Raw genomic sequence first — 23,807 nt, forward strand, 5'->3', positions numbered from 1 at the left:
AGCCCCGGCCTCAGGAGTCGCCGCGGACGGCCCGGCGCAGCTTCGGCACGCGATCGGCCAGCACCCGTTCGGCGCCGTGGGTGGTGGGGCGGTAGTAGTCGCGGCCCACGAGGGCGTCGGGCGGGTACTGCTGGGCGAGCACGCCGTCGGGCGAGCTGTGCGGGTAGCGGTAGCCGACGGCGTTGCCCAGCTTCTGCGCGCCGGCGTAGTGCCCGTCGCGCAGGTGCGGCGGCACCGCGCCGGCCGCACCGGCGCGCACGTCGGCCATCGCCTCGTCGATGCCGCTGATCACCGCGTTCGACTTGGGCGCGGTGGCCAGGTGCACGGTGGCCTGCGCGAGCGCGAGGCGGCACTCCGGCAGCCCCACCAGCTGCACGACCTGCGCCGCGGCCACCGCCGCCTGCAGCGCGGTGGGATCGGCGAGGCCGATGTCCTCGCTGGCGTGCACCATCAGCCGGCGGGCGACGAACCGCGGGTCCTCCCCCGCCACGAGCATGCGGGCGAGGTAGTGCAGCGCGGCGTCGGGGTCGGAACCGCGGATCGACTTGATGAACGCGCTGATCACGTCGTAGTGCTGGTCGCCCTGCCGGTCGTAGCGCACGGTGGCCTCGGTGACGGCCCGCTCGACGGCCGGGACGTCGATCTCGCTCGCGTCGGTGCCGGTCACCCCGTCGGCCGCGGCCTCCAGAGCCGTCAGGGCCCGGCGGGCGTCGCCGCCGGACAGCCGCACGAGCGCGTCCTCGGCGTCCGGCGCCAGTGACACGGCGCCGCCGAGCCCGCGCGGGTCGGCGACGGCGCGGCGCAGGAGCGCGCGCACGTCGTCGTCGGTGAGCGACTGCAGCTGCAGCACGAGCGAGCGCGACAGCAGCGGCGACACCACCGAGAACGACGGGTTCTCCGTGGTGGCCGCGACCAGGAGCACGAGCCGGTCCTCCACAGCGCCCAGGAGCGCGTCCTGCTGGGTCTTGGAGAACCGGTGCACCTCGTCGATGAACAGCACGGTCTGCTGGTCGAGCCGGTCGCGGCGGCGGCGGGCGTCGTCGATGACGGCGCGCAGCTCCTTCACCCCGGACGAGAGCGCCGACAGCGCCACGAAGTGCCGGCTCCCCGCGGCGCCGATGTCCCGCTCGCGACCGCTCCCGGAGGCAGCGAGCAGCCGGGCGATCGTGGTCTTGCCGGTGCCGGGCGGACCGTAGAGCAGCACCGACGCGGCGGCACCGCCCTCGACCAGCCGGCGCAGCGGGGCGCCGGGACGCAGCAGGTGCGCCTGCCCGACGACCTCGTCGAGCGTGCGCGGGCGCATGCGGACGGCCAGCGGCGCGGTGGCCGGCACCCCGGCCTCACCGGCCGGCGACGCCGGTGCCGGCTCCCCCAGCTCGAACAGCCCGTCCGCCTCGCTCGTCATCACGACAAGCCTGCCACCCGGGTCCGACACCCCCGAACGCACCCGCGCCGCCGTGTCGGTGTGGGACGATCCGCGGCATCGACATGGAGGTGGCGATGACCCGATCGCTGACGATCCCGTGGCCCAACCACCTGATCACGCTCGAGGAGTGGGAGGCGCTGCCGGACGACGGGGTCCGACTCGAGCTCGTCGAAGGGGTCATCGCCGTGTCGCCGCAGCCATTCCCCTGGCACCAGTTCGCCTGCCACAACCTCGCCCGGCTCGCCAACGACCGCCTTCCCCGAAGCCTCATCACCCTCGGCGAGATCGAGGTCGTCGTCGCCGAGCCACCCCTGACCATCCGGATCCCCGACCTGGTGGTCACCCGCACTGCGCGGTACGAGGCGAACCCGCCGCGGCTCGCGGCGACCGACGTGCTGCTCGCCGTCGAGGTCCTCTCCGACGGCACCCGTCGCGTCGACCGGGTCCTGAAGTTCGCCGAGTACGCCGAGGCCCGCATCCCCCAGTACTGGATCCTCGACCTCGACGAGCCCACCAGCCTGCTCACCTACGTGCTGGTCGACGACTCCTACGAGCTGTCCGGCGAGCACACCGGCACCACCATGCTCGACGTCGCCGGTCACCCCGTCGAGATCGACCTGCCCGCGCTCATCCGCCGCTGAGCCTGGGCCGTCGTCCGGCACGCGCCCGGGCGGTCCGGAACGCTCCGGCCCGGCCTCCGGCCCTCCACGAGACCGCTCGACGGGTCCAGACCGGCCGTGGTCCCGTCCCAACCCCGTCGACACGCCTTTGATCACCGAGCCAGGGACATGAGCCGCACCCATGCAGCGCACATGAGCCGCACCCATGCAGCGCACGTCCCGTTTCCGCCGATCAAGGGCGCCTGGAGGGCCCGGACCGGGCCGTGAGTGCGGTGGCGAGCACCATGCGTACGACCCGCACCGGAGCAGGGCCCACCGCTGCCGCACGAGAGACGAGCATCTCATTACATGAGATTCCCGTACCGCATCGCAGGAATCGTTTGGCATCCTCGTACCGGGCCGCACCCGGCCCGCCGCTCAGCTCGCCCTGCCGACCCAGGACGACTCGTTCCTGGTTCGACACGCGAAGGCGGTCCGCATGACCCTCCCCCTCTCCGTTCCCCTCTCCTCCCGGCTGCGCGACGTGCGCGGGTCGGCGATCCGCGACCTCCTCGCGCTGACCGCCCGGCCCGAGGTGATCTCGCTCGCCGGCGGGCTGCCCGGCACCGACCTGCTGCCCCGCGAACGCGTCGCCGCCGCGCTCGCCGCCGCGGTGGCCGATCCGTCGGCCGTCCAGTACGGCGAGACCGCGGGGCTGCGGCGCCTGCGCGAGGTCGTGGCGGCGCACGAGTCCGAGCGGCTCGGGCGTGCGCTCGACGCGGACGGCGTGGTCGTGACCAGCGGCTCCCAGCAGGCGCTCGACCTGGTGGCGCGCGCGGTGCTCGACCCCGGCGACCCGGTCGTGGTCGAGGACCCGGTGTACGTCGGGGCGCTGCAGGTCTTCCAGGCCGCCGGCGCGGCGCTGCACCCGGTGCCCGTCGACGACGACGGGATGGTGGTCGACGTGCTCGCCGCACGCCTGGCCGCAGGCCTGCGCCCCCGACTGGTCCACACCGTGGCGAGCTACCACAACCCGCGCGGGGCGACGCTGAGCCCGTCGCGGCGCGCGGCGCTGGCGGAGCTGGCCGACCGGTACGGCTTCCTCGTGGTCGAGGACGACCCCTACGGGCTGCTGGCGTTCGACTCCGCGCCGCCGGTGCCCGTTGCCGCGTACGGCGGGCGGGTGGTGCGGCTGGGCAGCGCGTCGAAGGTGCTCGCCCCCGCGCTGCGGGTCGGCTGGCTCAGCGCGCCCGCCGAGCTGCTCGCGGCCGTCGAGCGGCTCAAGCAGTGCACCGACCTGTGCACCTCGAGCCTCACCCAGATCGTCGCCGCCGACCTGCTGGCCGACCGCGCCTGGTTCGCCGCCCACCTGGACGCGCTGCGGGCCGCCCTGCGCGAGCGGGCCGCTGCGCTCACCGGTGCCGTGCGGGCCGCGTTCGGGACGGCCGTCACCTGCTCCACGCCGGCAGGCGGCATGTTCTGCTGGCTCGAGTTCACCGACGGCACCCGCCCGGCCGAGCTGCTGCCCCGGGCGCTGGAGCACGGGGTCGGGTTCGTGCCGGGCACCGCGTTCGCCGTCGACCGCGACCTCTCCGGCGCGGCCCGGCTCTGCTTCGCGTCGAACCCGCCCGCGCAGCTGCACTCCGCCGTGCAGCGGCTCGAGGCGGCCTGGCGCACCACCGCGTCGTAGGGTCGGGCCGTGCGGCAGATCCTCGAACTGCTGGAGCGCGACGCCCAGCTCTCCCACGACACGATCGCGACGATGACCGGCATCCCGGTCGCCGAGGTCAGCGAGGCGATCGCGGCGTGGGAGGCGTCGGGCGCGATCCGCCGCTACAAGGCGGTGGTCGACTGGGACGCCGTCTCCGACGACCCCACCAGCGAGACCGTCACCGCGTTCATCGACGTCTCGCTCGCCCCGGCCCGCGGCGTCGGGTTCGACGACGTCGCGGCGCGGATCGCGCGGTTCGACGAGGTCCGCAGCGTCTACCTCGTCTCGGGCAGCCACGACCTGCGCTGCACCGTCATCGCCCGCACGATCCGGGCGGTGTCGGACTTCGTCTCGCAGAAGCTCTCGACGATCGACCGCGTGCAGTCCACGGCCACGCACTTCGTGCTCAAGACCTACAAGCGCGACGGCGACGCGTTCACCGCGCAGGAGGCCGACCACCGGCTCCCGGTGACCCCGTGAAGCCGCTCAACGACGTCATCGCGGCGTGTCCGCCGTCGGGGATCCGGCGGTTCTTCGACATCGCCGCCGAGATGGACGACGTGATCTCCCTCGGCGTCGGCGAACCCGACTTCGTCACGCCGTGGCGGGTGCGCGAGGCCGGGATCTACGCCCTGGAGCAGGGCTACACCACCTACACCTCCAACGCCGGGTTGCCGCGTTTGCGCGAGCTGATCTGCGCGGACCTCGGCAGGCGCTACGGCGCCGACTACGACCCCGACACCGAGTGCCTGATCACGACCGGCGTCTCGGAGGGCCTCGACCTCGCGCTGCGGGTGCTGCTCAACCCCGGCGACGAGGTGATCGTCCCGGAACCCTGCTACGTGGCCTACGAGCCGTGCGTCGCGTTCGCGGGCGGCACCCCGGTGCGCGTGCCGACGCGCTGGGAGGACGGCTTCGCCGTCGACGCCGACGTCGTCGCCGCGGCGATCACGCCGCGCACGAAGGCGATCCTGCTCGGCTCGCCGGCCAACCCGACGGGCGCCGTGCAGCCGCGGGCCGCGCTGGAGGCGCTCGTGCGCCTGGCCGAGCAGCACGACCTCTACCTGGTCTCCGACGAGATCTACGACCGCCTCACCTACACCGGCGGCCACACCTGCCTCGGCACGCTGCCCGGCGCCCGCGAGCGCACGGTGCTGCTCGGCGGGTTCTCCAAGGCGCACGCGATGACCGGCTGGCGGGTGGGGTGGATCTGCGCGCCCGCGCCCGTCGCCGATCTGGCGGTCCGGGTGCACCAGTACACGATGCTGTGCGCGCCGCACGTCTCGCAGCTCGCGGCGGTCGAGGCGCTGTCGGCACCGGACGACGAGGTCGACGCCATGGTCGCCGACTACGACCGGCGCCGGCGCGTCTTCGTCAAGGGCCTGCGCGAGACCGGCCTGGAGTGCCCGGAGCCGGGTGGGGCGTTCTACGCGTTCCCCTCGATCCGCTCCTCCGGGCTGGACTCCGAGACGTTCGCCGAGCGGCTCCTGCACGCCGAGCACGTGGCGGTGGTGGCGGGCAGCGTGTTCGGCCCGTCCGGTGAGGGGCACGTGCGGTGCTCCTACGCCACGGCCCTGCCGTTGCTGGAGGAGGCACTGGTGCGGATCGACCGCTTCCTGCGAGCCGAGGAGGGCCACCAGGACGTCCGGTAGTCGGACGTCCACGCAGCGTGAACCTTCTCGCGGGGTTCACGAGCCGGCAATCCGGGTCCGGGAGCCTCGGCCCCATGGACAGCACCACGTGCCCGCTCTGCGACCTGCCGCGCACCCCCGCCGACGCCGCCGGGCTGGCGTGGAGCAGCCAGCACGAGCGCGACGGCTCGCTCGCCTGGATCTGCCCGACCTGCACGCGCGCCGAGCTCTGGCGCATCGAGACCCTGCTCGCGGTCACCGCACCCGTGGCCGCAGCGCCGCTGCGCCGCGCCGCCTGAGGCACTCGCACACCGACATCCGCGCTGCCACACCGACTGCAGTCGGTGTGGCAGCACCGCAATCGATGTGCGAGCTCGGCGGGCAGCCGGCCCCGGTCAGCCCTGCCCGGTGACGCGCTGCTCGCCCACCAGACCGGTCACGATCACCGGCCCGAGGTCGCGGCCCCGCCGCACGAGCCACGGCACGCCCTTGAAGACCAGCCAGGCGGCGCGGTGCAGCGCCGTCACCTCCCGGCCCCCGCCGCACTCCGGGCTCACCGGCTGCGGCACCGCGAACCCGGCGTCGGCCAGCAGCGCCGCGAGCCCGGCGGCGAGCAACCGGTGCCCGCGCTCGGAGGGGTGCAGGCGGTCCACCGCCCAGGACGCCCGCTCGTAGCCGCCGGGCAGCAGGTCCAGGTCCAGCACGGCGATCCCGGCAGGCTCGCCCGCGACCACCGCGGCGGTGGCGGCGTTCAGCGCCTCGACCCGCCGCCGCAGGGCCCGGCGCAGGGGCGCCGGCAACGGGAACACCCGCGTGTGGTCGTGGTAGCGCACCAGCACCACGTGGGCTCCCGCCTCCCGCAGCGCGGCCACGGTCGCGGCGCAGTCGTCCTGCAGGCGGGCGGGGTCGAAGTCCGACCGCAGCGTGTCGTTCATGCCGACGAACACGACGGCGGCGTCCGGAGCCGCCGCCACCGCGGCCGGCAGCTGCGCCCGCCGCACGTCGGCCATGCGCGCACCGGTGAACGACGGGTTCACGAGCTCCGCGCCGAGCGCCTCGGCCAGCAGGACGGCGAACCCGCGCCAGGCACCGCCCTGCACCGGGTCGCCGAGCCCGACCGCGGTGGAGTCCCCGAGAGCGGCGAGGACGCGCACCGCCCGCGGCGTCGTGGCCGGCGCCGCGGGGGCGAGCGAGAGGTACGGGACGCTGGGCCGATTGGCGGAAGGCGGCACGGTCAACGGCTGCACGGTCATCGGCTGCACGCTCACGCCGACACCTTCACCGATCCCGGCTCCGCCGCGGTGTGCGCCGGATGACGCCGCGTGGGCAGGTCGGCGAACGCTTGGGCGCGACCGCGCCGCTCCCACACCGACTCCTGCGCCCGCACACCGACTGCAGTCGGTGTCCGACAGCAGATATCGGTGCGCGACCCGCCGGGCTGCGCGGACGCCGCGCCTCAGAGCTCGCACACCGATCGCAGCGCTGCCACACCGACTGCAGTCGGTGTGGCAGCGCTGCGATTGGTGTGCGAGGGGTCAGGCGACGGAGCGGAACGCCGGGTAGACCGGCAGCGTGCCGGGTGCGTCGGGGTAGCGCTTCGCGAACGCGTCCGCGACCGCGTCACCGAGCTCGGCGCTGCCCGGCAGCCCACCCGTCTCCGCGGCACGGGCCATCTGGCGCCAGTAGTGGGCCAGCGCGGTGCTGATGCGGGGCGAGCGGGTGGCGTCGGGGCCGATCGGGCGGTCGCGCTCCCGGATCCGCGGCAGCAGCCACCAGGTGCACAGCCACACCCACAGCAGCTGGGCGTGCAGCAGGCGGCGTTCGAGCACGGCGGGCTCGTCGAGGTCGGGCCAGACGGCGGCGATCTCGTTGCGCCACGCCTCGAGCATCGTGTCGGCCAGGCCGTCGGGCAGGGCGAAGCTCGCCTCGCAGCCCGGGAACGGCACGCGGAAGTAGGCGGCGTCGAGCGCGATGTCGCGGAAGCAACCCCACTCGAAGTCGACGAAGCGGACCCCGCGGCTGGTGACCAGGTTGTTGTCCGGGCAGGTGTCGGACGGGCTGAACGCGCGGTAGCGGGTGCCGCCGAGCAGCCGCGCGGTCTCGTGCGCCTCGCGCGTGGCCGCGGACGAGGCGTCGACGCCCAGCTCCTGGGCGAGCAGCGCAGGCCCCTTCGCCAGCGCGACCCGCGCCTCCTCGGCCACCGGGTCGCGCCAGGCCCGCTCCCCGAGCCGCCTCAGCAGGGCACCGAAGTCACCTTCGCGGCCGGCGGTGGCCGCCTGCATCCGGCCCAGCGCGCGCGCCCAGCTCAGCATGTTGCGGTGCGCCGCCGCGGAGTCGGTGCCGAAGAGCTTGTCCGCGAGCGTGGAGCTGCGGCCCAGGTCCTCCAGCACCAGCAACCGGGCCTGCGGGTCGTGCGCGATGAGCACCGGGCTGGGACGCGCGTCGGTGGGCAGCGCGGTGAACAGCTGGCAGCTGGCGACCTCGTAGTGGAACGGGTCGGGCCGGTCGGCATCGGGTTCGGCGAGGTAGTGCTTCACCACGATCGTGCGCGGCAAGGAGAACGGGTTGCGTGCCAGACGCGCACGGGCCACCACGGACCGGTCGCTGCCGCCGAGGTCCTCGGGGTCAGCGAGCACGACGCCGGCGCCGGACCGGCGGGTGAGCAACCGCTCGGCGGCAGCCAGCGCTGCCAGCACCGGCCTGGGGAAGCTGCCCAGGTCGCGAACCATCGCCACGACCCTACCCCGCGGACAGCTTCCTGCTCCCCCGCCGCGGCCGGCGGGCGAGCAGGAGCACCACGGCCGCCGCGACGACGATGCCGACGAGGTTGACGGCGAGCTGGATCGCGGACTCGAGGGCCTGCAGGTAGCGGCCCTCCACGAGCGCGACCGACGCGAACGCGGCCGCGGGCACGGTGGTGACCGAGATGAACACGCCCACGAGCGCGGCCGACTTCGCCGACGTCAGCGAGAGCATGCCGGCCGCGCCCGCGAGCAGCGCGACGATCAGCGAGAACGGCCCGACCTCGTAGATGAACCCGACCTGGTCGAGGTCGGCGAGCTGCGCGGTGGAGAGCAGTCCGGTGGCGTCGAGCAGCAACGAGGCGAGCGCCGTGACCACCATGGCCAGCGGGAACCCGGCGGCCAGCGCGAACGCGCCACGACGGACGAGATCGCCGCGGCGCAGCACCGCCCCGACGGCGACGGCCGCCAGCGGCCCGAACTCCGGCCCGAGCACCATCGCCCCCACGACCGTGACGGGCGAGTCGGTGATGGCACCGACCGCCGCCAGCAGGCACGCGATCGTCAGGAAGGCCTGGAAGCTGACCGAGAAACGGGACTCCTCGCCGGTGCGTGCCACGACCTCGTCCCAGATCACGGCGTCCTGCGGATCCCCCGGTGCGGCCTCCTCGGCCGCGTCGGCGGCGTCGGACAGGGTGGTGTCGATCAGCTCGAGCGTGACGCCGCCCGCGCTGTCGACGCCCAGCGCGCACAGCTGCCCGAGCAGGTCGTCCACGGACTCCCGCGCGACGTCGGCCTCCACCACGTCCCCCGGTGGCTGGACGGCCACCCCGGGCAGCACGGTGACGTGCGTGGCCCCCGGAGCGTCCAGCAGGAGATCGCGCACGGCGCCCGTCCGCTCGGTGGGTGCGATGACCCTCATGTGCAGCATCGGCGCGCCCCCACGGCGACGGCACACACCTCACGTGGTCCGCACACACCGCCGGCGGTGTGTGCGGACACCACAGGGTGTGCGCGGTGGGTGCGCGGCCGGGCCTCGGCCGCGGCCGTCACAGCTTGGTGGGCGGCTCGTCCGCGGCGGGCGAGGCCGCGGGTGGCGCCGCCGGAGGCTGCGCGTCCACCCCCGCCTCCTTGCGCTGCGCGGCCGTGATCGGCGCGGGCGCCGCGGTGAGCGGGTCGTAGCCGCCGCCGGTCTTCGGGAACGCGATCACGTCGCGGATCGACTCGCCGCCCGCCAGCAGCATGCAGGTGCGGTCCCAGCCGAACGCGATGCCGCCGTGCGGCGGGGGGCCGTAGGCGAACGCGTCGAGCAGGAAGCCGAACTTCTCCCGCTGCTCGGCCTCGTCCATGCCGAGCAGCGCGAACACCCGCTCCTGCACGTCGGAGCGGTGGATACGGATGGAGCCGCCGCCGATCTCGTTGCCGTTGCAGACGATGTCGTAGGCGTAGGCCAGCGCCTGGTCCGGGGCGGACTCGAAGCGGTCGAGCCACTCCCCGTTCGGCGAGGTGAACGGGTGGTGCACCGCCGTCCAGCCCAGCTCGTTGCCCTTGTCGTCCCGGATGCGCTCGAACATCGGCGCGTCGACGACCCACACGAAGGACCACGCGCTCTCGTCGACCAGCCCGCAGCGGCGGGCGATCTCCCCGCGCGCCGCGCCGAGCAGGTCCCGCGCGTCGGAGGGGTGTCCTGCCGCGAAGAAGATCGCGTCGCCCGGCGCGGCGCCGACGGCCTTCGGCAGGCCCTCCCGCTCGGCCTCGGACAGGTTCTTCACGACCGGACCGCGCTCGCTCACGGTGCCGTCGTCGTCGACCAGCACGTACGCCAGCCCCCGGGCGCCGCGCTGCTTGGCCCACTCCTGCCAGGCGTCCAGCTGCTTGCGCGGCTGGCTCGCCCCGCCCGGCATCACGACGGCGCCGACGTAGGGCGCCTGGAAGACCCGGAACGAGCTGTCGGCGAAGTACTCGGTGAGCTCGGTGAGCTCCACGCCGAACCGCAGGTCCGGCTTGTCGGAGCCGTAGCGGGCCATCGCCTCGGCGTAGGTCAGGCGCGGGATCGGGCGCGGGACCTCGTAGCCGGCGAGCTCCGACCAGAGCGCGGCGACGATCGACTCGCCGAGCTCGATCACGTCGTCCTGCTCGACGAAGCTCATCTCGATGTCGAGCTGGGTGAACTCGGGCTGGCGGTCGGCGCGGAAGTCCTCGTCGCGGTAGCAGCGCGCGATCTGGTAGTAGCGCTCGGTGCCGGCGACCATCAGCAGCTGCTTGAACAGCTGCGGGCTCTGCGGCAGCGCGTACCAGGAGCCGGGGCGCAGACGGGCCGGCACGAGGAAGTCGCGCGCGCCCTCGGGCGTGGAGCGGGTGAGCGTGGGCGTCTCGACCTCGACGAAGTCGCGCTCGTGCAGCACGGTGCGCGCGATCCGGTTGGCCTCGCTGCGTAGCCGCAGCGCCGCCGCCGGTCCGCTGCGGCGCAGGTCCAGGTAGCGGTGCTTGAGCCGGATCTCCTCGCCGGCGTCGCCGCCGTGCTCGTCGAGGGGGAACGGCAGGGGCGCCGCCTCGGACAGCACGGTCAGCTCGGTGGCGGTGACCTCGATCTCGCCCGTGGCGAGGTCGCTGTTCTCGTTGCCTGCCGGGCGGCGGACGACCTCACCGGTGACCCGCACGCAGAACTCCGCGCGCAGCCGGTGCGCCCGCTCGGCCATCTCGCCCTCGCGGAACACCACCTGCGCCGACCCGGAGGCGTCGCGCAGGTCGATGAAGATCACGCCTCCGTGATCGCGGCGGCGCGCCACCCACCCGGCGAGGGTCACGGTCTGTCCGGCGTGGTCGGCACGGAGAGTGCCGGTGGGGTGGCTGCGCATCACAACCGAAGAGGCTATCCGGCTGGGGCCAGCGCGTTTCCCGCACCCCTCGAGGCGCAGACCGGAAGAGGGTTGCGCATTCGTCGAACATGTGTTCGACTCCTGCGATGCGGTGGACCGGCCAGCAGGTGCTCGCGGACGGTGTGGGAGACGAGCCCGCCCTACCCGGGCTGCGCGGTCTCCTGCGCTCGATCCGCACCCCGGAGTTCGCGGGCACCGTCTTCCACGAGGTCGAGGCGCGGTCGGCGCTCAACGAAGTGCGCGGCCCCTCGCCCCTGCCGTTCCGCTGGACGATCAACCCGTACCGCGGGTGCAGTCATGCGTGCACCTACTGCCTGGACCCGTCGACGCTCGTCCTCATGGCGGACGGGCGGCGCAAGCCGATCCGGGAGCTCGTGGTCGGCGACGAGATCATCGGCACGCGGGTGCGCGGCTCCTACCGGCGCTCCGTCGGCACCCGGGTACTGGCGACGTGGTCCACGCGGAAGCGCGCCTACCGGGTCACGTGCGAGGACGGCATCGAGATCGTCGCCAGCGGTGACCACCGGTTCCTCACCGACCGCGGCTGGAGGCACGTCGCCCGCCAGGAGCCGGGAGAGCCCCAGCGCCCGTACCTGACGACGGACGACCGGCTGGCCGGCCTCGGACCGGGCGATGCGATCACGGAACCGGACCCGCGGCGCGTGGTGGACGTCGCGGACCTCGGGCACGAGCAGGAAATGATCGACATCACGACCGGAACCGGCGACTTCATCGCCAACGGCGTGGTCAGCCACAACTGCTTCGCCCGCAACACGCACACCTACCTCGACCTCGACGCAGGCCACGACTTCGACTCGCAGATCGTGGTCAAGGTCAACGTCGCGCGCGTGCTGGAGAAGGAGCTGCGCTCGCGGCGGTGGCAGCGGGAGCCGGTGGCGATGGGCACCAACACCGACCCCTACCAGCGAGCCGAGGGGCGCTACCGGCTCATGCCGGGCATCATCGACGCCCTGGCCCGCTCGGGCACACCGCTCTCGGTGCTCACCAAGGGCACCGTCCTCACCCGGGACCTGCCACTGCTGGCTTCCGCCGCCCGCGACGTGCCGGTCGGGCTCGGCGTGTCGATCGCCCTGCTCGACCGCGAGCTGCAGCGTCTCCTCGAACCGGGCACGCCATCGCCGGACGCCCGCCTCGACCTCGTCCGGCGCATCACCGACGCCGGGCTGCCCTGCGGCGTCATGGTGGCACCGGTGCTCCCGCTCCTCACCGATTCCGCGGAGGCGCTCGACGCGCTGCTCTCCCGGATCGCGGCCGCGGGCGCCGCGGGAGCCACGGTGCTGGCACTGCATCTGCGCACCGGCACCCGGCAGTGGTTCCTCGCCTGGCTCGCACGGGAGCAACCCGAGCTCGTCGGGGCCTACGAGCGCCTCTACCGCCGCGGCGCCTACGTCGATCCGGCGTACCGGCGGGCGCTGGCCGAACGGGTCGCGCCGTTGCTGCGCCGGCACGGGCTCGCGGGTGGCCTACCGACGATCCGACCCGCCGCGCCGACGCCGCCCCCACCGGGCGGGGAGCAGCTCAGCCTCCTTCCGCTTCCTCCCCCGGGCCGGCCTGCCGGCTGATCCCGGCACCTCGCGCGAGCACCCGCACCTGCGATGCGCCAAGCTGCGACCATGACGCGCACGCTGGTGGTGATGGGCGTGTCCGGGGTCGGCAAGACCTCGGTCGCCGACGAGATCGTCGAACGGACGGGATGGGCCTTCGTCGAGGGCGACGACCTGCACCCCGAGGCCAACCGCGCCAAGATGTCCTCCGGGGTCCCCCTCGACGACGACGACCGCTGGCCGTGGCTGCGCCGGGTCGCCGCGTGGATCGGCGAGCAGGAGGCGGCCGGCCGCAGCGGCGTCGTCACCTGCTCGGCGCTCAAGCGCAGCTACCGCGACCTGCTGCGCGACGGTCACCCCTCGGTGTGGTTCGTGCACCTCCTCGCCCCACCCGAGCTGATCAAGGAACGGGTGGACGCCCGCCGCGGGCACTACATGCCGCCCTCCCTGCTCCAGAGCCAGCTCGCCACGCTCGAGCCGCTCGGCCCCGACGAGCCCGGCGCAGGCGTCGAGACCACCGGATCGCCGGACGCCGTCGCCGAACGCGTCCTGGCACAGCTCGCCGAGCCGGACGGCACCGCGACCCGGGACGGGGACGCGCCTCGGGGCCGGTGACCGCGCGCGGAGCACCGGCGAGCGGACGGGGCGGCGGCACCGCCCGCGCCGTTGACAGGATGGGGGCGTGGCAGACGAACCGGACGCGACGACGGGAACGGCGCGAGCCGCGCGCGGCGAGCAGGGCCGGCACCGCCACGGGCAGCCCGACGACGCGGCTCTGAGGTCTGCGGCGGACGCGCCACCCCGCAGATCCCGCCGCTCCCGGCACGCCCGGCCCGCGGACGCCGGCGCCACGGGGGCCGCTCCCCACCGCGGACCGGACGCCGACCCGGGCCGCGACGCCTACGGCGACTGGTACCGCAGCGACCCCTACGACCCCGTCCCCGCCGACCCGTACCTGGCGGATGCGCATCCGGGCGCCGGCGCCCCGTACGATCCCGGCCCCCTCGGCGAGCGGTACGGAGCCGACCCGTACGGCGAGCGGTACGGAGCCGACCCGTACGGAGCCGGCGGCGGCACCTCCGGCCGTCCCCCGTACGACGCCGCCGCCTACGACGCAGCCGCCTACGACCCCGCCCGCTACGACCCCGGATCCAGCCGCGCCGTCCCCCGCGGGGCCGCCTCTCACGGCACCGGGTCCCACGGCGACGCGTCCGACGGCGGCCGGCCCGACGGCGCCGATCCCCACGGTGGCGGCCCCTACAGCGCCGAGCCCTACAGCGCCGAGCCCTACAGCGCCGAGCCCTACAGCGCCGAGCCCTACAGCGCCGAGCCCTACAGCGGCGCGACCAACGGCGGCGGGACCTACGGCGCACTCCGCGGCCGCGGACCCCACCGGGACCCCTACGGCGTCGGCCCTCACAGCGCAGACCCCTACGGCGCAGACCCCTACGGGGCGCCCGACGGCGGGAACGGGGCCGGTCCTCCCGACGCCGACCCGTACGGCACCGGGAGCCCCCGCCGGTACCCGACCGACCCGCCGACCGACGCCCGGTACGGCGATCACTCCGACAGCGACGAGCCGCACAGCGCAGTCCCACGACACGACGGCCCACGACACGACGGCCCACGACACGACGGCCCGGCGCGCCGCGGCCCACGCCGCCTGGCCGCGCCCGCTGACACGCACCCTCCGGAGCCGCCGCAGCGGTCGGGACGGGCGGACGACGGCACCCGGCTCGGCGGCGGCCCCCGCGGCGGCGCCGACACGGGTGCCGACGCCGGTGCCGACCGGGCCCGCAGCGGTGCCGTCCGGGGCGACGCGGACGCGCCGAGGACGGCGCACCCGGACGCGGCCGGGAGCGCCGCCGAGGGCTGGGACCTGCACCCCCGGCCGGGCCCGCCACCGGACCCGGGCCTGCCGGGCCGGCGCCCCGGCGACCCGCCGGGCGTGCCCGCCGAGCTCTTCGTGGAGACCACCGCCGAGACACCGGCGCTGCGCCTGGACGACCTGCCACCCGAGCCCGACGATCGCACCGCGGCGGCCGACGCCGAGCAGGCGAACCGCCCCGGACGACCCGCGGGCCGGGGGCGGTCCCTGCTCCTGCGGCTCCGCCCGGGCCGCGACGACGCGCCGGCCACCGGGCACAGCCATGGCCACGGGCACGGCCACGGGCCCGCCCGCCCGGCCGGGCGCCGGGTGCGGATCGTCATCGCCGCACTGCTGGTGCCGTGCGCGCTCGCCACGCTCGTCGGCCTGGTGCTGCTGTGGCCCACCGGCGGCCCCCCTCCCACGGCCGGGCCGATCACCCAGGAGCAGGTGCGGGCGGAGGTGACCGCCACCCGCGTCACCGACTGCACGCCGGAATCCGGCGACGGCGGCTGCGTCGCGCTCGTCGTGCACATGGCCGACGGCCCCCTGCCCGGGCGCGATCTCGTGCAGGTCGTGCCCGTCGAACCGGGGTCGCCGCAGTTCGCGATCGGCGACCAGGTGGTGCTGGGCTGGTCGGGGGCCGACCCGGAGGACGCGGGCTCCTACCAGATCGTCGACTTCCAGCGCGGTGCGCCGCTCGCGTGGCTGGCGGGCCTGTTCGCCGTCGCGGTGCTGCTGCTGGGCCGCTGGCGCGGCCTCGCGGCGCTGGCGGCCCTGGCCCTGAGCTTCGTGGTGCTGCTGGCGTTCGTGGTGCCGGCGATCCTCGCCGGCAGCGACCCGCTGGCCGTCGCGGTGGTCGGCTCGTGCCTGATCATGTTCGCGGTGCTGTACCTGACGCACGGCCCGTCCGCGCGCACGTCGACGGCCGTGCTCGGCACGCTGCTGTCACTGGCGCTCATCGGGGGCCTGGGGGCGGCGTTCTCCGCGGCGGCGCAGCTCACCGGGCTCGACGACCAGACGAGCAACCTCATCGCGTCGCTGGGCACCGGGGTCGACGCCCGCGGCCTGCTGCTGGCCGGCGTCGTGATCGGCGCGCTCGGTGTGCTCGACGACGTCACCGTCACCCAGACCAGCGCGGTCTGGGAGTTGCGCCACGCCAACCCGCAGCTGGGCGCGCGGGCGCTGTTCACGGCGGCGATGCGGATCGGCCGCGACCACGTCGCGTCCGCGGTGAACACGCTCGTGCTGGCCTACGCCGGCGCGGCACTCCCGCTGATGCTGCTGTTCTCGCTGTCCGGGCGCGGGCTCGGGGAGGTCGTCACGGCGCAGGACGTCGCCACCGAGGTCGTCCGCACGCTGGTGGGCAGCATCGGGTTGGTGGCATCGGTGCCGATCACCACGGCGATCGCGGCGGCGGTGGCGGTCCGGGAGACCGCACCCGCGGCGGAGGCGCCCGCCTAGTGGTTCCCGCCGGAGGTTCGTCGGAGGTATCGGTGCGTCCAGCGTGGAGCTGGGCCGCCGAGACCCGGGGCGAACCTCCGGCGGGGACCACCAGCACCGTCCGGCCCGTGGGACAACGCTTGCCAGGGCCGTCGGCAGCGGTGATCCTCGACGCGGCGGGGCGCGACCGCGTCCCGTCCGTCGACCCGAGGAGCACGCCCTCGTGACCGCGTCCGGCAGCGACGACGCACCCGAGCTCTCGGTCCAGCTCTACACCCTGCGCGAGCAGCTGGACGAGGACCTGCCCGGAACCCTGGACCGGCTGGCCACGCTGGGACTGACCCACGTCGAGCCCTTCCGGCTCACCGACTACGCGCCCGCGCTCGGCCCGGCGCTCGCGGCGAGCGGGCTCACGGCGCCCACGGCGCACCAGCACGTCGTCGGCACCGGCGCGGAGGAGCAGGTCTTCGCCGCGGCCGCCGCGCTCGGCGTGGGCACGGTGTTCGACCCGCGCGTGGACCGGGAGCGGTTCACCAGCGCGGACGCCGTCAAGTCGGTCGCGGAGGACCTCAACGCCGCGGCCGCCGTCGCGGCCCGGCACGGGGTGCGCGTCGGCTACCACAACCACGCGCAGGAGCTGGAGATCGTCCTCGACGGCACCACGGCGCTGGAGCTGCTCGCCACGCACCTCGACGACGCGGTCGTGCTGGAGGTCGACACCTACTGGGCGGCCGTCGGCGGGCAGGACCCCGTCGCGCTCCTGCAGCGCCTCGGTGAGCGGGTCACCGCCGTGCACGTCAAGGACGGCCCGGCGACGCCGGACCCGGCCGACCAGGTGGCCGTGGGAAGCGGTGACCTGCCGATCCGCGCCATCCTCGACGCCGCACCGCAGGCCCTGCGGGTCGTCGAGCTCGACGACACCCGCGGCGACCGCTTCACCGCCGTCGCCGACAGCTGCGCGTGGCTGCGCGCCGAGGGGTTGGCGTGAGCGGCCACAGCAACGGGAGCGGCCCGGTCCGCGTGGGCGTCATCGGCGCGGGGGTCATCAGCACCGAGTACCTGCGCAACCTCACCGGCCTGCCCGACCTCGACGTGCGCGCCGTCGGCGATCTCGACCCCGCCCGCGCCCGGGCCCAGGCAGACGCGTTCGGCGTGCGCCGTTCCGGCGCCGTGGACGCCGTCCTCGCCGACGACGAGATCGAGCTGGTCGTCAACCTCACCGTGCCGCAGGCGCACGTCGACGTCGCGCTGCAGGCGATCGGCGCAGGCAAGCACGTGTGGAACGAGAAGCCGATCGGCCTCGACCGCGCGGGTACGGCGGCGCTGCTCGACGCCGCGCGCACGAGCGGGCTGCGGGTGGCCACGGCGCCGGACACGTTCCTGGGCACCGGCATCCAGACGGCGCGCCGGCTCGTCGAGTCCGGCGCGATCGGCACCCCGCTCACCGCGCTCACCCTCATGCAGGGCCCCGGGCCCGAGTCGTGGCACCCCAACCCCGACTTCCTGTTCCAGGACGGCGCGGGCCCGCTGTTCGACATCGGCCCCTACTACCTCACCGCGCTCGTGCAGCTGCTCGGCCCGGTGGCCAGGGTGCAGGCGGAGACCTCGCAGGCGCGGGCCGTGCGCGTCGTCGGGTCCGGACCACGGGCCGGTCAGCGGTTCGACGTCACGGTGCCGACGCACGTCGCCGGCCTGTACGCGTTCGCGGGCGGGGCCGGCGGGCAGTGCCTGTTCAGCTTCGACTCCGCCATCAAACGGCGCCAGTTCGAGATCAGCGGCACCGACGGCACGATCTCCGTGCCCGACCCGAACACGTTCGCCGGCGAGGTCGTCGTGCACCGGATGGACGGAGAGCAGGTCACGGTGCCGTCCGTCCCCGCCGCGACCACCCGCGGCCGCGGGGTGCTGGAGCTCGCGCGCGCCGTGCGGGAGGGCCGGCCGGAGCGTGCGTCCGGGGAGCTGGGCGCCCACGTCCTGGACGTCATGATCTCCACCGTGGAGGCCGCCGAGCGCGGCGGCGCCGTGGACGTGGCGAGCACCGTCGAGGTGGGCCCGGCCCTGCCGGAGGACTGGGACCCGGCGGAGCGGACCCTGCACGCATGACCGCCGGGGCGCCCGCTCGCCTCACCGGGTGGGCATCGCCCTGCCGCGCGAGGCGGACGGCGCGGACCTCACCGGCGGGATGACCGCGTCGCGGACGTGAGCGGTGCCCGCGCGACGAGGCTCGCCTCGCCGTCGCGCTCGACGTGGTGGAGCAGCTCCAGGTCGCCGAACGCGGCCCGCAGCTCGCCCGCGGGCGCGCGGAACTGCCCCGGCCCCTCCCCGACCTGCGACAGCACGGTCACGACCAGCAGCCCGCCGGGCGCCAGCCGCGCGGCGAGGTCGGGGTAGCGGGCGGGGTCGCGGAACCGCTGGCAGACGACGACGTCGTAGGGGCCGGCGCCCGGCAGTCCGGCGTCCAGGTCGTGGGCCCACCACCGCACCCGCTCCCCCACGCCCTCCCGGTCCGCGAGCGCCCGTGCGGCGTCGAGCGCGACCGGTGACACGTCGACGGCGTCCACGGCGAACCCGCGGGCCGCGAGCCAGACCGCCACCGTGCCACGTCCGCAGGCGACGTCGAGCGCCCGGCCCGGCGCGGGCAGGAGCGCCTCGCGGCCGCGCAGGGCGTCCGGGGGTGCCGGGGACGGCCCCGCGCCCGCCGCACCGGCAGCGGCGTGCCGCGCGTCCCAGCGTTCCCGGTCGGCCACGGCCACGCGTGCAGCCTAGGGCGGTGCCGCTGATCACGGCCACCACGCAGCGCGGGGCGCTCACCTGCACCGATATCGGAACCGCACCCGAGCAGCCGTCGATCGCCTATTCGACACGGCCACGCGCGGCCGGGTTGACTGCCGCCCGGTCGACGGAGGGGGACGACGGATGGCGACGACGGGAGCCGGTGCACGCCGCTGTGCGGCGCTCGTGCTGGCGGTGGCGACGATCGCCCCGCTGGCGGGGTGCGGCCTGTTCGGCGGTGGCGCCGAGGCGGCGGCCCGCACCTTCCTCGACGCGCTCGCCGCGGGCGACGTCCCCGCGGCGGCGGCCGCGACGGACGACCCGGCGGCGGCCGGCGAGCTGCTGGAGTACCGGAGCGCGCTCGAGCCGGTGGCCGTCCGGGCCGGGGACCTGTCCGTCACCGAGGACGGTGCGGCGACCACCGCGCGGTACCGGCTCTCCTGGGACTTCGGCGGCGGGCGCCTGTGGGACTACGAGGGGACGGCCGCCCTGCGCGACACCCCTGACGGCTGGCGCGTCGCCTGGCAGCCGTCGGTGCTGCACCCCGGGCTCGGCGCCGGGGAGCGCCTGCGGCTGGACACCCTCGCGGTGCCGACGCCGCCGGTGCTGGGCCGGGACGGGATCGCGTTGATGTCCCCGCAGCGGGTGGTGACCGTGCTGGTGGAGCCGGGCTCCGTCGACGCCGGGGTCGCCCGGACGCTCGCGGCCGCGCTCGACCGGTTCGACCCGACGATCACCGAGCAGGCGGTCCTCGACGGCGCGTCGGCCGCGCCACCGGGGCAGCGCCACCGGGTCGTCACGCTCCGCGGCCCCGACTACGACGCCGTCGAGGCGCAGCTCGCGGGCGTGCCGGGCGTCGGGACCGTCGAGGACACCCGGTTGCTGTCCACCGACCCGGACCTCTCCTCGCCGGTGCTGCCCGGCCTGGCCGCGCAGGTGCAGGAGCAGCGCGCGGCGGGGCCGGGCTGGCGGGTCACGGCGGTCGGCGGCGCGGGCGAGCTCGACGTCCTGCACGAGGTGGCTCCGCATGAGGTCGAGCCGCTGGTCACCAGCATCGGCCGGGACGCGCAGCGCGCGGCCCAGGACGCGCTCGCACCCGAGGACCGGGCGGCGATGCTCGTCGCCGTGCAGCCCTCGACCGGGGAGCTGCTCGCGGTGGCGCAGACGCCCGCCGCCGACCGCGAGGGTGCACCGGCCCTGGTCGGGCGCTACCCGCCGGGCTCCACCTTCAAGATCGTGACGACGACGGCGGCGCTGCAGGCCGGTGCCACCACCGCCGACGCCGTCCTGCCCTGCCCCTACACCGAGAACATCCAGGGCCGGCAGATCAAGAACGACGGGTTCGGCCTCGGTGCGGTCCCCCTGCACACGGCGTTCGCCAACTCCTGCAACACGACGATGGCCCGCCTCGCCGTCGACCTCCCGCCCGACGCACTCGCGTCGACGGCCGCGCAGCTCGGCCTCGGGATCGACCACGTGGCGCCGGGGATGACGACGATCACCGGCGCGGTCCCGCCGGCACCCCGGCCCGAGCAGCGCGTCGAGTGGTCCATCGGCCAGGGTGAGGTGCTGGCCAGCCCGCTCGGCATGGCGCTCGTCGCCGCGGCCGTGGTGCGCGGCGAGGCGGTCGCCCCGGTGCTGCTCCCCGGGCGTCCGACCACGTCCGACGCCGCCCCTCCCCCGCTCGACCCGCGGGTGCTGGCCGACCTGCGCGCGATGATGCGCGAGACCGTCACCGAGGGCACCGCCACGGCCCTTGCCGGCCTTCCGGGCGTCGCCGGGAAGACGGGCACCGCCCAGTACGGCGACGGGACGCGCTCCCACGGCTGGTTCGTCGCGACCGCGGGCGACCTCGCCGTGGCCGTGCTCGTGGTCGACGGCGGCTCGTCGACCCCCGCGGTGCAAGCGGCAGGAAGGTTCCTGACCCCACTCCTGGAGCCCGCCGGCTGATCCCGGGTCACCGCACACATCGACCGGCGGCGGCACACAGCGCCGGCGGTGTGTGCCGCCGCCACCCGGTGTGTGCCGTCGCGCCCGTCTAGGCCAGCGCGGCGACCACGGTGTCGACCGTCGCGTCCAGCGCCACCGCCTGCTGCTCCCCCGACGCCATATCCTTGACGCCGATCGTGCCCGCCTCGAGGTCGCGCTCGCCGAGCACGAGGGTGAGACGCGCGCCCGAGCGGTCGGCGGCCTTCATCGCGCCCTTGAGGCCGCGGCCGCCGTAGGCGAGGTCCACCCGGACGCCCGCGCGGCGCAGCTGCGCGGCCAGCACGACCAGCCGGCGCTTGGCCACGTCGCCCAGCGCCACGCCGAAGACCTCGCAGCGCGCCGCCGACCAGGGCATGACGCCCTCGGCGCGGCACGCCAGCAGGGTGCGGTCGACGCCGAGGCCGTAGCCGACGCCGGAGAGGGCCTGCCCGCCGAGCGTGGCCATCAGCCCGTCGTAGCGGCCGCCGCCGCCGATCCCGGACTGCGCGCCGAGGCCGTCGTGCACGAACTCGAACGTGGTCTTGGTGTAGTAGTCCAGGCCGCGGACCATCCGCGGGTTCTCGGTGTAGGCCACGCCCAGGTCGTCGAGGTGCTGCGTCACCTGCGCGTAGTGCTCGGCCGACGCCGCCGACAGGTGGTCGCGCAGCAGCGGCGCGTCGGCGAGCAGGGCCCGCACCTCCGGGCGCTTGTCGTCGAGCACCCGCAGCGGGTTGAGCTGCGCGCGGGCGCGCGTGGCCTCGTCGAGCGGCAGGCCCGCGAGGAACTCGCGCAGCAGGGCACCGTAGGCCGGGCGGCACTCCGCGTCGCCGAGCGAGGTGATCTCCAGCCGGTAGCCGGTGAGGCCCAGCGCCCGGAAACCCTCGTCGGCGATCGCGATGACCTCGGCGTCCAGCGCCGGGTCGTCCACGCCGATCGCCTCGACGCCCACCTGCTGCAGCTGCCGGTACCGCCCGGCCTGCGGACGCTCGTAGCGGAAGAACGGGCCGGCGTAGCGCAGCTTGACCGGCAGCCCCTGGCGGTCGAGCCCGTGCTCGATCACCGAGCGCACGATGCCCGCGGTGCCCTCGGGCCGCAGCGTGACCGAGCGGTCCCCGCGGTCGGCGAAGGTGTACATCTCCTTGCTGACCACGTCGGTGGACTCGCCGACGCCGCGGGCGTAGAGCCCGGTCTCCTCGAACACCGGCAGCTCGAGCAGGCCGTACCCGGCGCGCTCGGCCGCCGCCTCCAGGGAGGCGCGCACGTGCGCGAACCCGGCGGACTCCGGCGGGAAGTACTCCGGGATCCCCTTCGGCGCGGCGAACGCCGTGGCCCTCTTCTGCTCGTCCACCGCGGTCGCATCCACCGACGTCACAGTCCTCGCCCCCGCACCGGAGCCCCGAGATCCTGCAGGAACGGGTTGCCCACCCGCTCCCGCCCGATCGTCGTGGTCGGCCCGTGCCCGGGCAGCACGACCGTGTCGTCGGCCCGGGTGAGCAGCTTGTCGCGCAGGCTCGCGAGCATCTGCGCGTGGTCCCCGCCCGGCAGGTCGGTGCGCCCGATCGAGCCGGCGAAGAGCGTGTCACCGGCGAGCACGACGTCCACGCCCTCCTCGGTGGGCGTGGTGAACACGACCGACCCGCGCGTGTGGCCGGGGGTGTGGTCGACGGTGAGGGTGAGCCCGGCCAGCTCCAGCGCGGCCCCGTCGGTGAGCTCGCGGACCTCCCGCGGCTCGCGCATCTCCATGCGCCCGCCGAAGAACGCGGTGGCCTCGGCGGAGAGGCCCTTGAGCGGGTCGGCGAGCATCTCCCGGTCGTCCGGGTGGATCCACGCGGGGACGTCGTGGCCGTCGCACACCGGGGAGACGCTGTAGGTGTGGTCGAAGTGGCCGTGGGTCAGCAGGACCGCCACCGGCGTGAGCCGGTGCTCGGCGAGCAGCGCGTCCAGTGGCTCGACGGCGTCCTGGCCGGGGTCGACCACCACGCACGCCTCGCCCGGACCCGCTGCCACCACGTAGCAGTTGGTCTGGAAGGAACCGGCGGGAAAACCTGCGACGAGCACGTCACCAGCGTAGAGGGCGCAGGAGCACGCCGATCCCGCCCCGCCCGTACCTCACCGGGGCTTCTCAGGATCGGTCGCTATCCTGCGGCCGTTCGGGCGACAGGCGAGGAGTTGCGGTGACCACCAACCAGGTGCGGCGCGAGGCGGCGAAGCGCAAGCTGGAGCACCAGCAGAAGCGGCGGGCCGAGCGGGCTCGGCGACGCCAGCGCGTCGCCATCATCACCTCCGCGTCCGTCGTGGTCGTCGTCGTCGTGGCCGTGGTGCTGTTGAGCACGGTCGGGATGCCCGGTGGTGGCGACGACACCGCAGCAGCCCCGCCGCCCGCGGAGCCGACAGCAGCCGGCACGCCGGCGTCCATCCCCACCGAGCTCGCGGCGCTCCCGGCCCGCCCGACCCCGCTGCCGGCCACCGTCAGCTGCGACTACCCGGCCGATGGTGAGGCGGCCAAGCCGGTCCAGCCGCCGGCGGGCGCCGACATCAGCGCCGAGGGCACCGTGCCCGTCACGCTGCAGACCAGCGCCGGCGCCGTGCCGCTGACGCTCGACCGGGCCCTCGCCCCGTGCGCCGTCAACAGCTTCGTGAGCCTCGCGCAGCAGGGCTACTACGACGCGACGACGTGCCACCGCCTGACCACGGATCCGGGTCTGCAGGTTCTGCAGTGCGGCGACCCGTCGGGGACAGGCTCAGGCGGGCCCGGTTACTCGTTCGCCGACGAGGTCTTCCCGGAGCTGACCTACGGCCGCGGAATCCTGGCCATGGCGAACGCCGGCCCGAACACCAACGGCAGCCAGTTCTTCATGGTCTACGGCGACGGCGAACTCCCCCCGAACTACACGGCGTTCGGCACCATCAGCCCCGAGGGCCTGCAGGTGATCGACGAGATCGCCCACCGTGGTCAGGACGGGGCCAACAGCCCGGGCGACGGCGCACCGGTGGAGCCGGTCACGATCGAGCAGGCCGTCGTCGGCTGACCTGTGTCCCCCGGCGCCCGACACCTACCGCATCGTCCCGGCACCCACCGCCGGGCGTCTGTGCCAGGTAGCGGAGGTGTGTGCGACAAGACGGGCAGCGCCCGTGGGACCATGCTGATCGTGCGCCGTCGGCTGCTGTTGCCAGTCCCCGCGGCTCCACCACGCCCGGGCCGGGT

20 protein-coding genes are annotated in these 23,807 nt (G+C 75.2%); 12 read left to right on the top strand and 8 right to left on the bottom strand.

Features of this window, described 5'->3' with window-relative positions:
- Window positions 1–10: 10 nt before the first annotated feature.
- The gene (locus tag FB558_RS35225) at window positions 11–1,405 is read right to left on the bottom strand and encodes a replication-associated recombination protein A (RefSeq protein WP_142061212.1); all 1,395 of its coding nucleotides are present in this window, start codon (window positions 1,403–1,405) and stop codon (window positions 11–13) included.
- A 95-nt stretch (window positions 1,406–1,500) separates the two neighbouring features.
- Here FB558_RS35225 and FB558_RS35230 point away from each other — a divergent pair, with 95 nt between their 5' ends.
- The 5 genes from FB558_RS35230 to FB558_RS35250 all read left to right on the top strand — a co-directional run bounded on the left by FB558_RS35230 (window position 1,501) and on the right by FB558_RS35250 (window position 5,666).
- The gene (locus FB558_RS35230; protein WP_142061214.1) at window positions 1,501–2,067 is read left to right on the top strand and encodes a Uma2 family endonuclease; all 567 of its coding nucleotides are present in this window, start codon (window positions 1,501–1,503) and stop codon (window positions 2,065–2,067) included.
- A 457-nt stretch (window positions 2,068–2,524) separates the two neighbouring features.
- Window positions 2,525–3,715 carry an aminotransferase-like domain-containing protein gene (locus FB558_RS35235; RefSeq protein ID WP_142061216.1) on the top strand — a complete coding sequence of 397 codons (1,191 nt, stop codon included), beginning with the start codon at window positions 2,525–2,527 and terminating at the stop codon, window positions 3,713–3,715.
- A gap of 9 nt (window positions 3,716–3,724) precedes the next feature.
- Window positions 3,725–4,216 (top strand): Lrp/AsnC family transcriptional regulator, encoded by a 492-nt coding sequence (locus FB558_RS35240; protein ID WP_170231694.1) that lies wholly within the window; start codon window positions 3,725–3,727, stop codon window positions 4,214–4,216.
- Window positions 4,213–5,388 (top strand): aminotransferase class I/II-fold pyridoxal phosphate-dependent enzyme, encoded by a 1,176-nt coding sequence (locus tag FB558_RS35245; protein ID WP_142061218.1) that lies wholly within the window; start codon window positions 4,213–4,215, stop codon window positions 5,386–5,388. The genes FB558_RS35240 and FB558_RS35245 overlap by 4 nt, the downstream gene beginning before the upstream one ends.
- 74 nt (window positions 5,389–5,462) lie before the next feature.
- On the top strand, window positions 5,463–5,666 hold the full coding sequence (locus FB558_RS35250) for a hypothetical protein (RefSeq protein WP_142061220.1): 204 nt from the start codon (window positions 5,463–5,465) through the stop codon (window positions 5,664–5,666).
- A gap of 96 nt (window positions 5,667–5,762) precedes the next feature.
- Here the strand turns inward: FB558_RS35250 and FB558_RS35255 are convergent, their stop codons facing one another.
- From FB558_RS35255 to aspS, 4 genes are all read right to left on the bottom strand, one after another.
- Window positions 5,763–6,635 carry an SGNH/GDSL hydrolase family protein gene (locus tag FB558_RS35255; protein WP_246106989.1) on the bottom strand — a complete coding sequence of 291 codons (873 nt, stop codon included), beginning with the start codon at window positions 6,633–6,635 and terminating at the stop codon, window positions 5,763–5,765.
- Window positions 6,636–6,902: 267 nt separating this feature from the next.
- Complete coding sequence (locus FB558_RS35260) at window positions 6,903–8,096, bottom strand: hypothetical protein (RefSeq protein WP_142061222.1); 1,194 nt, start codon at window positions 8,094–8,096, stop codon at window positions 6,903–6,905.
- 10 nt (window positions 8,097–8,106) lie between these two features.
- Window positions 8,107–9,039: a DUF389 domain-containing protein gene (locus FB558_RS35265; protein ID WP_142061224.1), complete on the bottom strand. Its 933-nt coding sequence runs from the start codon at window positions 9,037–9,039 to the stop codon at window positions 8,107–8,109.
- 118 nt (window positions 9,040–9,157) lie between these two features.
- Complete coding sequence (gene aspS, locus FB558_RS35270) at window positions 9,158–10,969, bottom strand: aspartate--tRNA ligase (protein WP_142061226.1); 1,812 nt, start codon at window positions 10,967–10,969, stop codon at window positions 9,158–9,160.
- Between the two features lie 104 nt (window positions 10,970–11,073).
- On the opposite strand from aspS, the gene FB558_RS35275 reads away from it, so the two are divergent.
- The 5 genes from FB558_RS35275 (at window position 11,074) to FB558_RS35295 (ending at window position 17,965) form a co-directional block, all read left to right on the top strand.
- Window positions 11,074–12,570 (top strand): Rv2578c family radical SAM protein, encoded by a 1,497-nt coding sequence (locus tag FB558_RS35275; RefSeq protein ID WP_142061228.1) that lies wholly within the window; start codon window positions 11,074–11,076, stop codon window positions 12,568–12,570.
- Window positions 12,571–12,621: 51 nt separating this feature from the next.
- Window positions 12,622–13,167 (top strand): gluconokinase, encoded by a 546-nt coding sequence (locus tag FB558_RS35280; RefSeq protein ID WP_211367054.1) that lies wholly within the window; start codon window positions 12,622–12,624, stop codon window positions 13,165–13,167.
- 67 nt (window positions 13,168–13,234) lie between these two features.
- Entirely contained in the window at window positions 13,235–15,883 is a 2,649-nt protein-coding gene (locus FB558_RS45590; protein ID WP_342787641.1) for a YibE/F family protein, read from the top strand.
- Between the two features lie 202 nt (window positions 15,884–16,085).
- The gene (locus FB558_RS35290) at window positions 16,086–16,850 is read left to right on the top strand and encodes a sugar phosphate isomerase/epimerase family protein (RefSeq protein WP_142061232.1); all 765 of its coding nucleotides are present in this window, start codon (window positions 16,086–16,088) and stop codon (window positions 16,848–16,850) included.
- On the top strand, window positions 16,847–17,965 hold the full coding sequence (locus tag FB558_RS35295; protein ID WP_142061233.1) for a Gfo/Idh/MocA family protein: 1,119 nt from the start codon (window positions 16,847–16,849) through the stop codon (window positions 17,963–17,965). Before FB558_RS35290 ends, FB558_RS35295 begins: the two co-directional genes overlap by 4 nt.
- 68 nt (window positions 17,966–18,033) lie before the next feature.
- Here the strand turns inward: FB558_RS35295 and FB558_RS35300 are convergent, their stop codons facing one another.
- A complete protein-coding gene (locus FB558_RS35300) occupies window positions 18,034–18,615 on the bottom strand; it encodes a class I SAM-dependent methyltransferase (protein ID WP_142061235.1) in 582 nt (193 codons plus the stop codon).
- 163 nt (window positions 18,616–18,778) lie between these two features.
- Between FB558_RS35300 and FB558_RS35305 the strand changes: the two genes are divergently transcribed.
- Entirely contained in the window at window positions 18,779–20,584 is a 1,806-nt protein-coding gene (locus FB558_RS35305) for a penicillin-binding transpeptidase domain-containing protein (RefSeq protein ID WP_142061237.1), read from the top strand.
- A gap of 88 nt (window positions 20,585–20,672) precedes the next feature.
- Here the strand turns inward: FB558_RS35305 and hisS are convergent, their stop codons facing one another.
- Together hisS and FB558_RS35315 are read right to left on the bottom strand one after the other, a co-directional pair.
- The gene (hisS, locus tag FB558_RS35310; protein ID WP_246106990.1) at window positions 20,673–21,965 is read right to left on the bottom strand and encodes a histidine--tRNA ligase; all 1,293 of its coding nucleotides are present in this window, start codon (window positions 21,963–21,965) and stop codon (window positions 20,673–20,675) included.
- A gap of 5 nt (window positions 21,966–21,970) precedes the next feature.
- Window positions 21,971–22,660, bottom strand: coding sequence for an MBL fold metallo-hydrolase (locus FB558_RS35315; protein WP_142061239.1), 690 nt, complete (start codon window positions 22,658–22,660; stop codon window positions 21,971–21,973).
- 116 nt (window positions 22,661–22,776) lie between these two features.
- Here FB558_RS35315 and FB558_RS35320 point away from each other — a divergent pair, with 116 nt between their 5' ends.
- The gene (locus FB558_RS35320; RefSeq protein WP_142061241.1) at window positions 22,777–23,631 is read left to right on the top strand and encodes a peptidylprolyl isomerase; all 855 of its coding nucleotides are present in this window, start codon (window positions 22,777–22,779) and stop codon (window positions 23,629–23,631) included.
- Window positions 23,632–23,807 lie beyond the last annotated feature (176 nt).

Source organism: Pseudonocardia kunmingensis, from assembly GCF_006716445.1.
GTDB lineage: Bacteria > Actinomycetota > Actinomycetes > Mycobacteriales > Pseudonocardiaceae > Pseudonocardia > Pseudonocardia kunmingensis.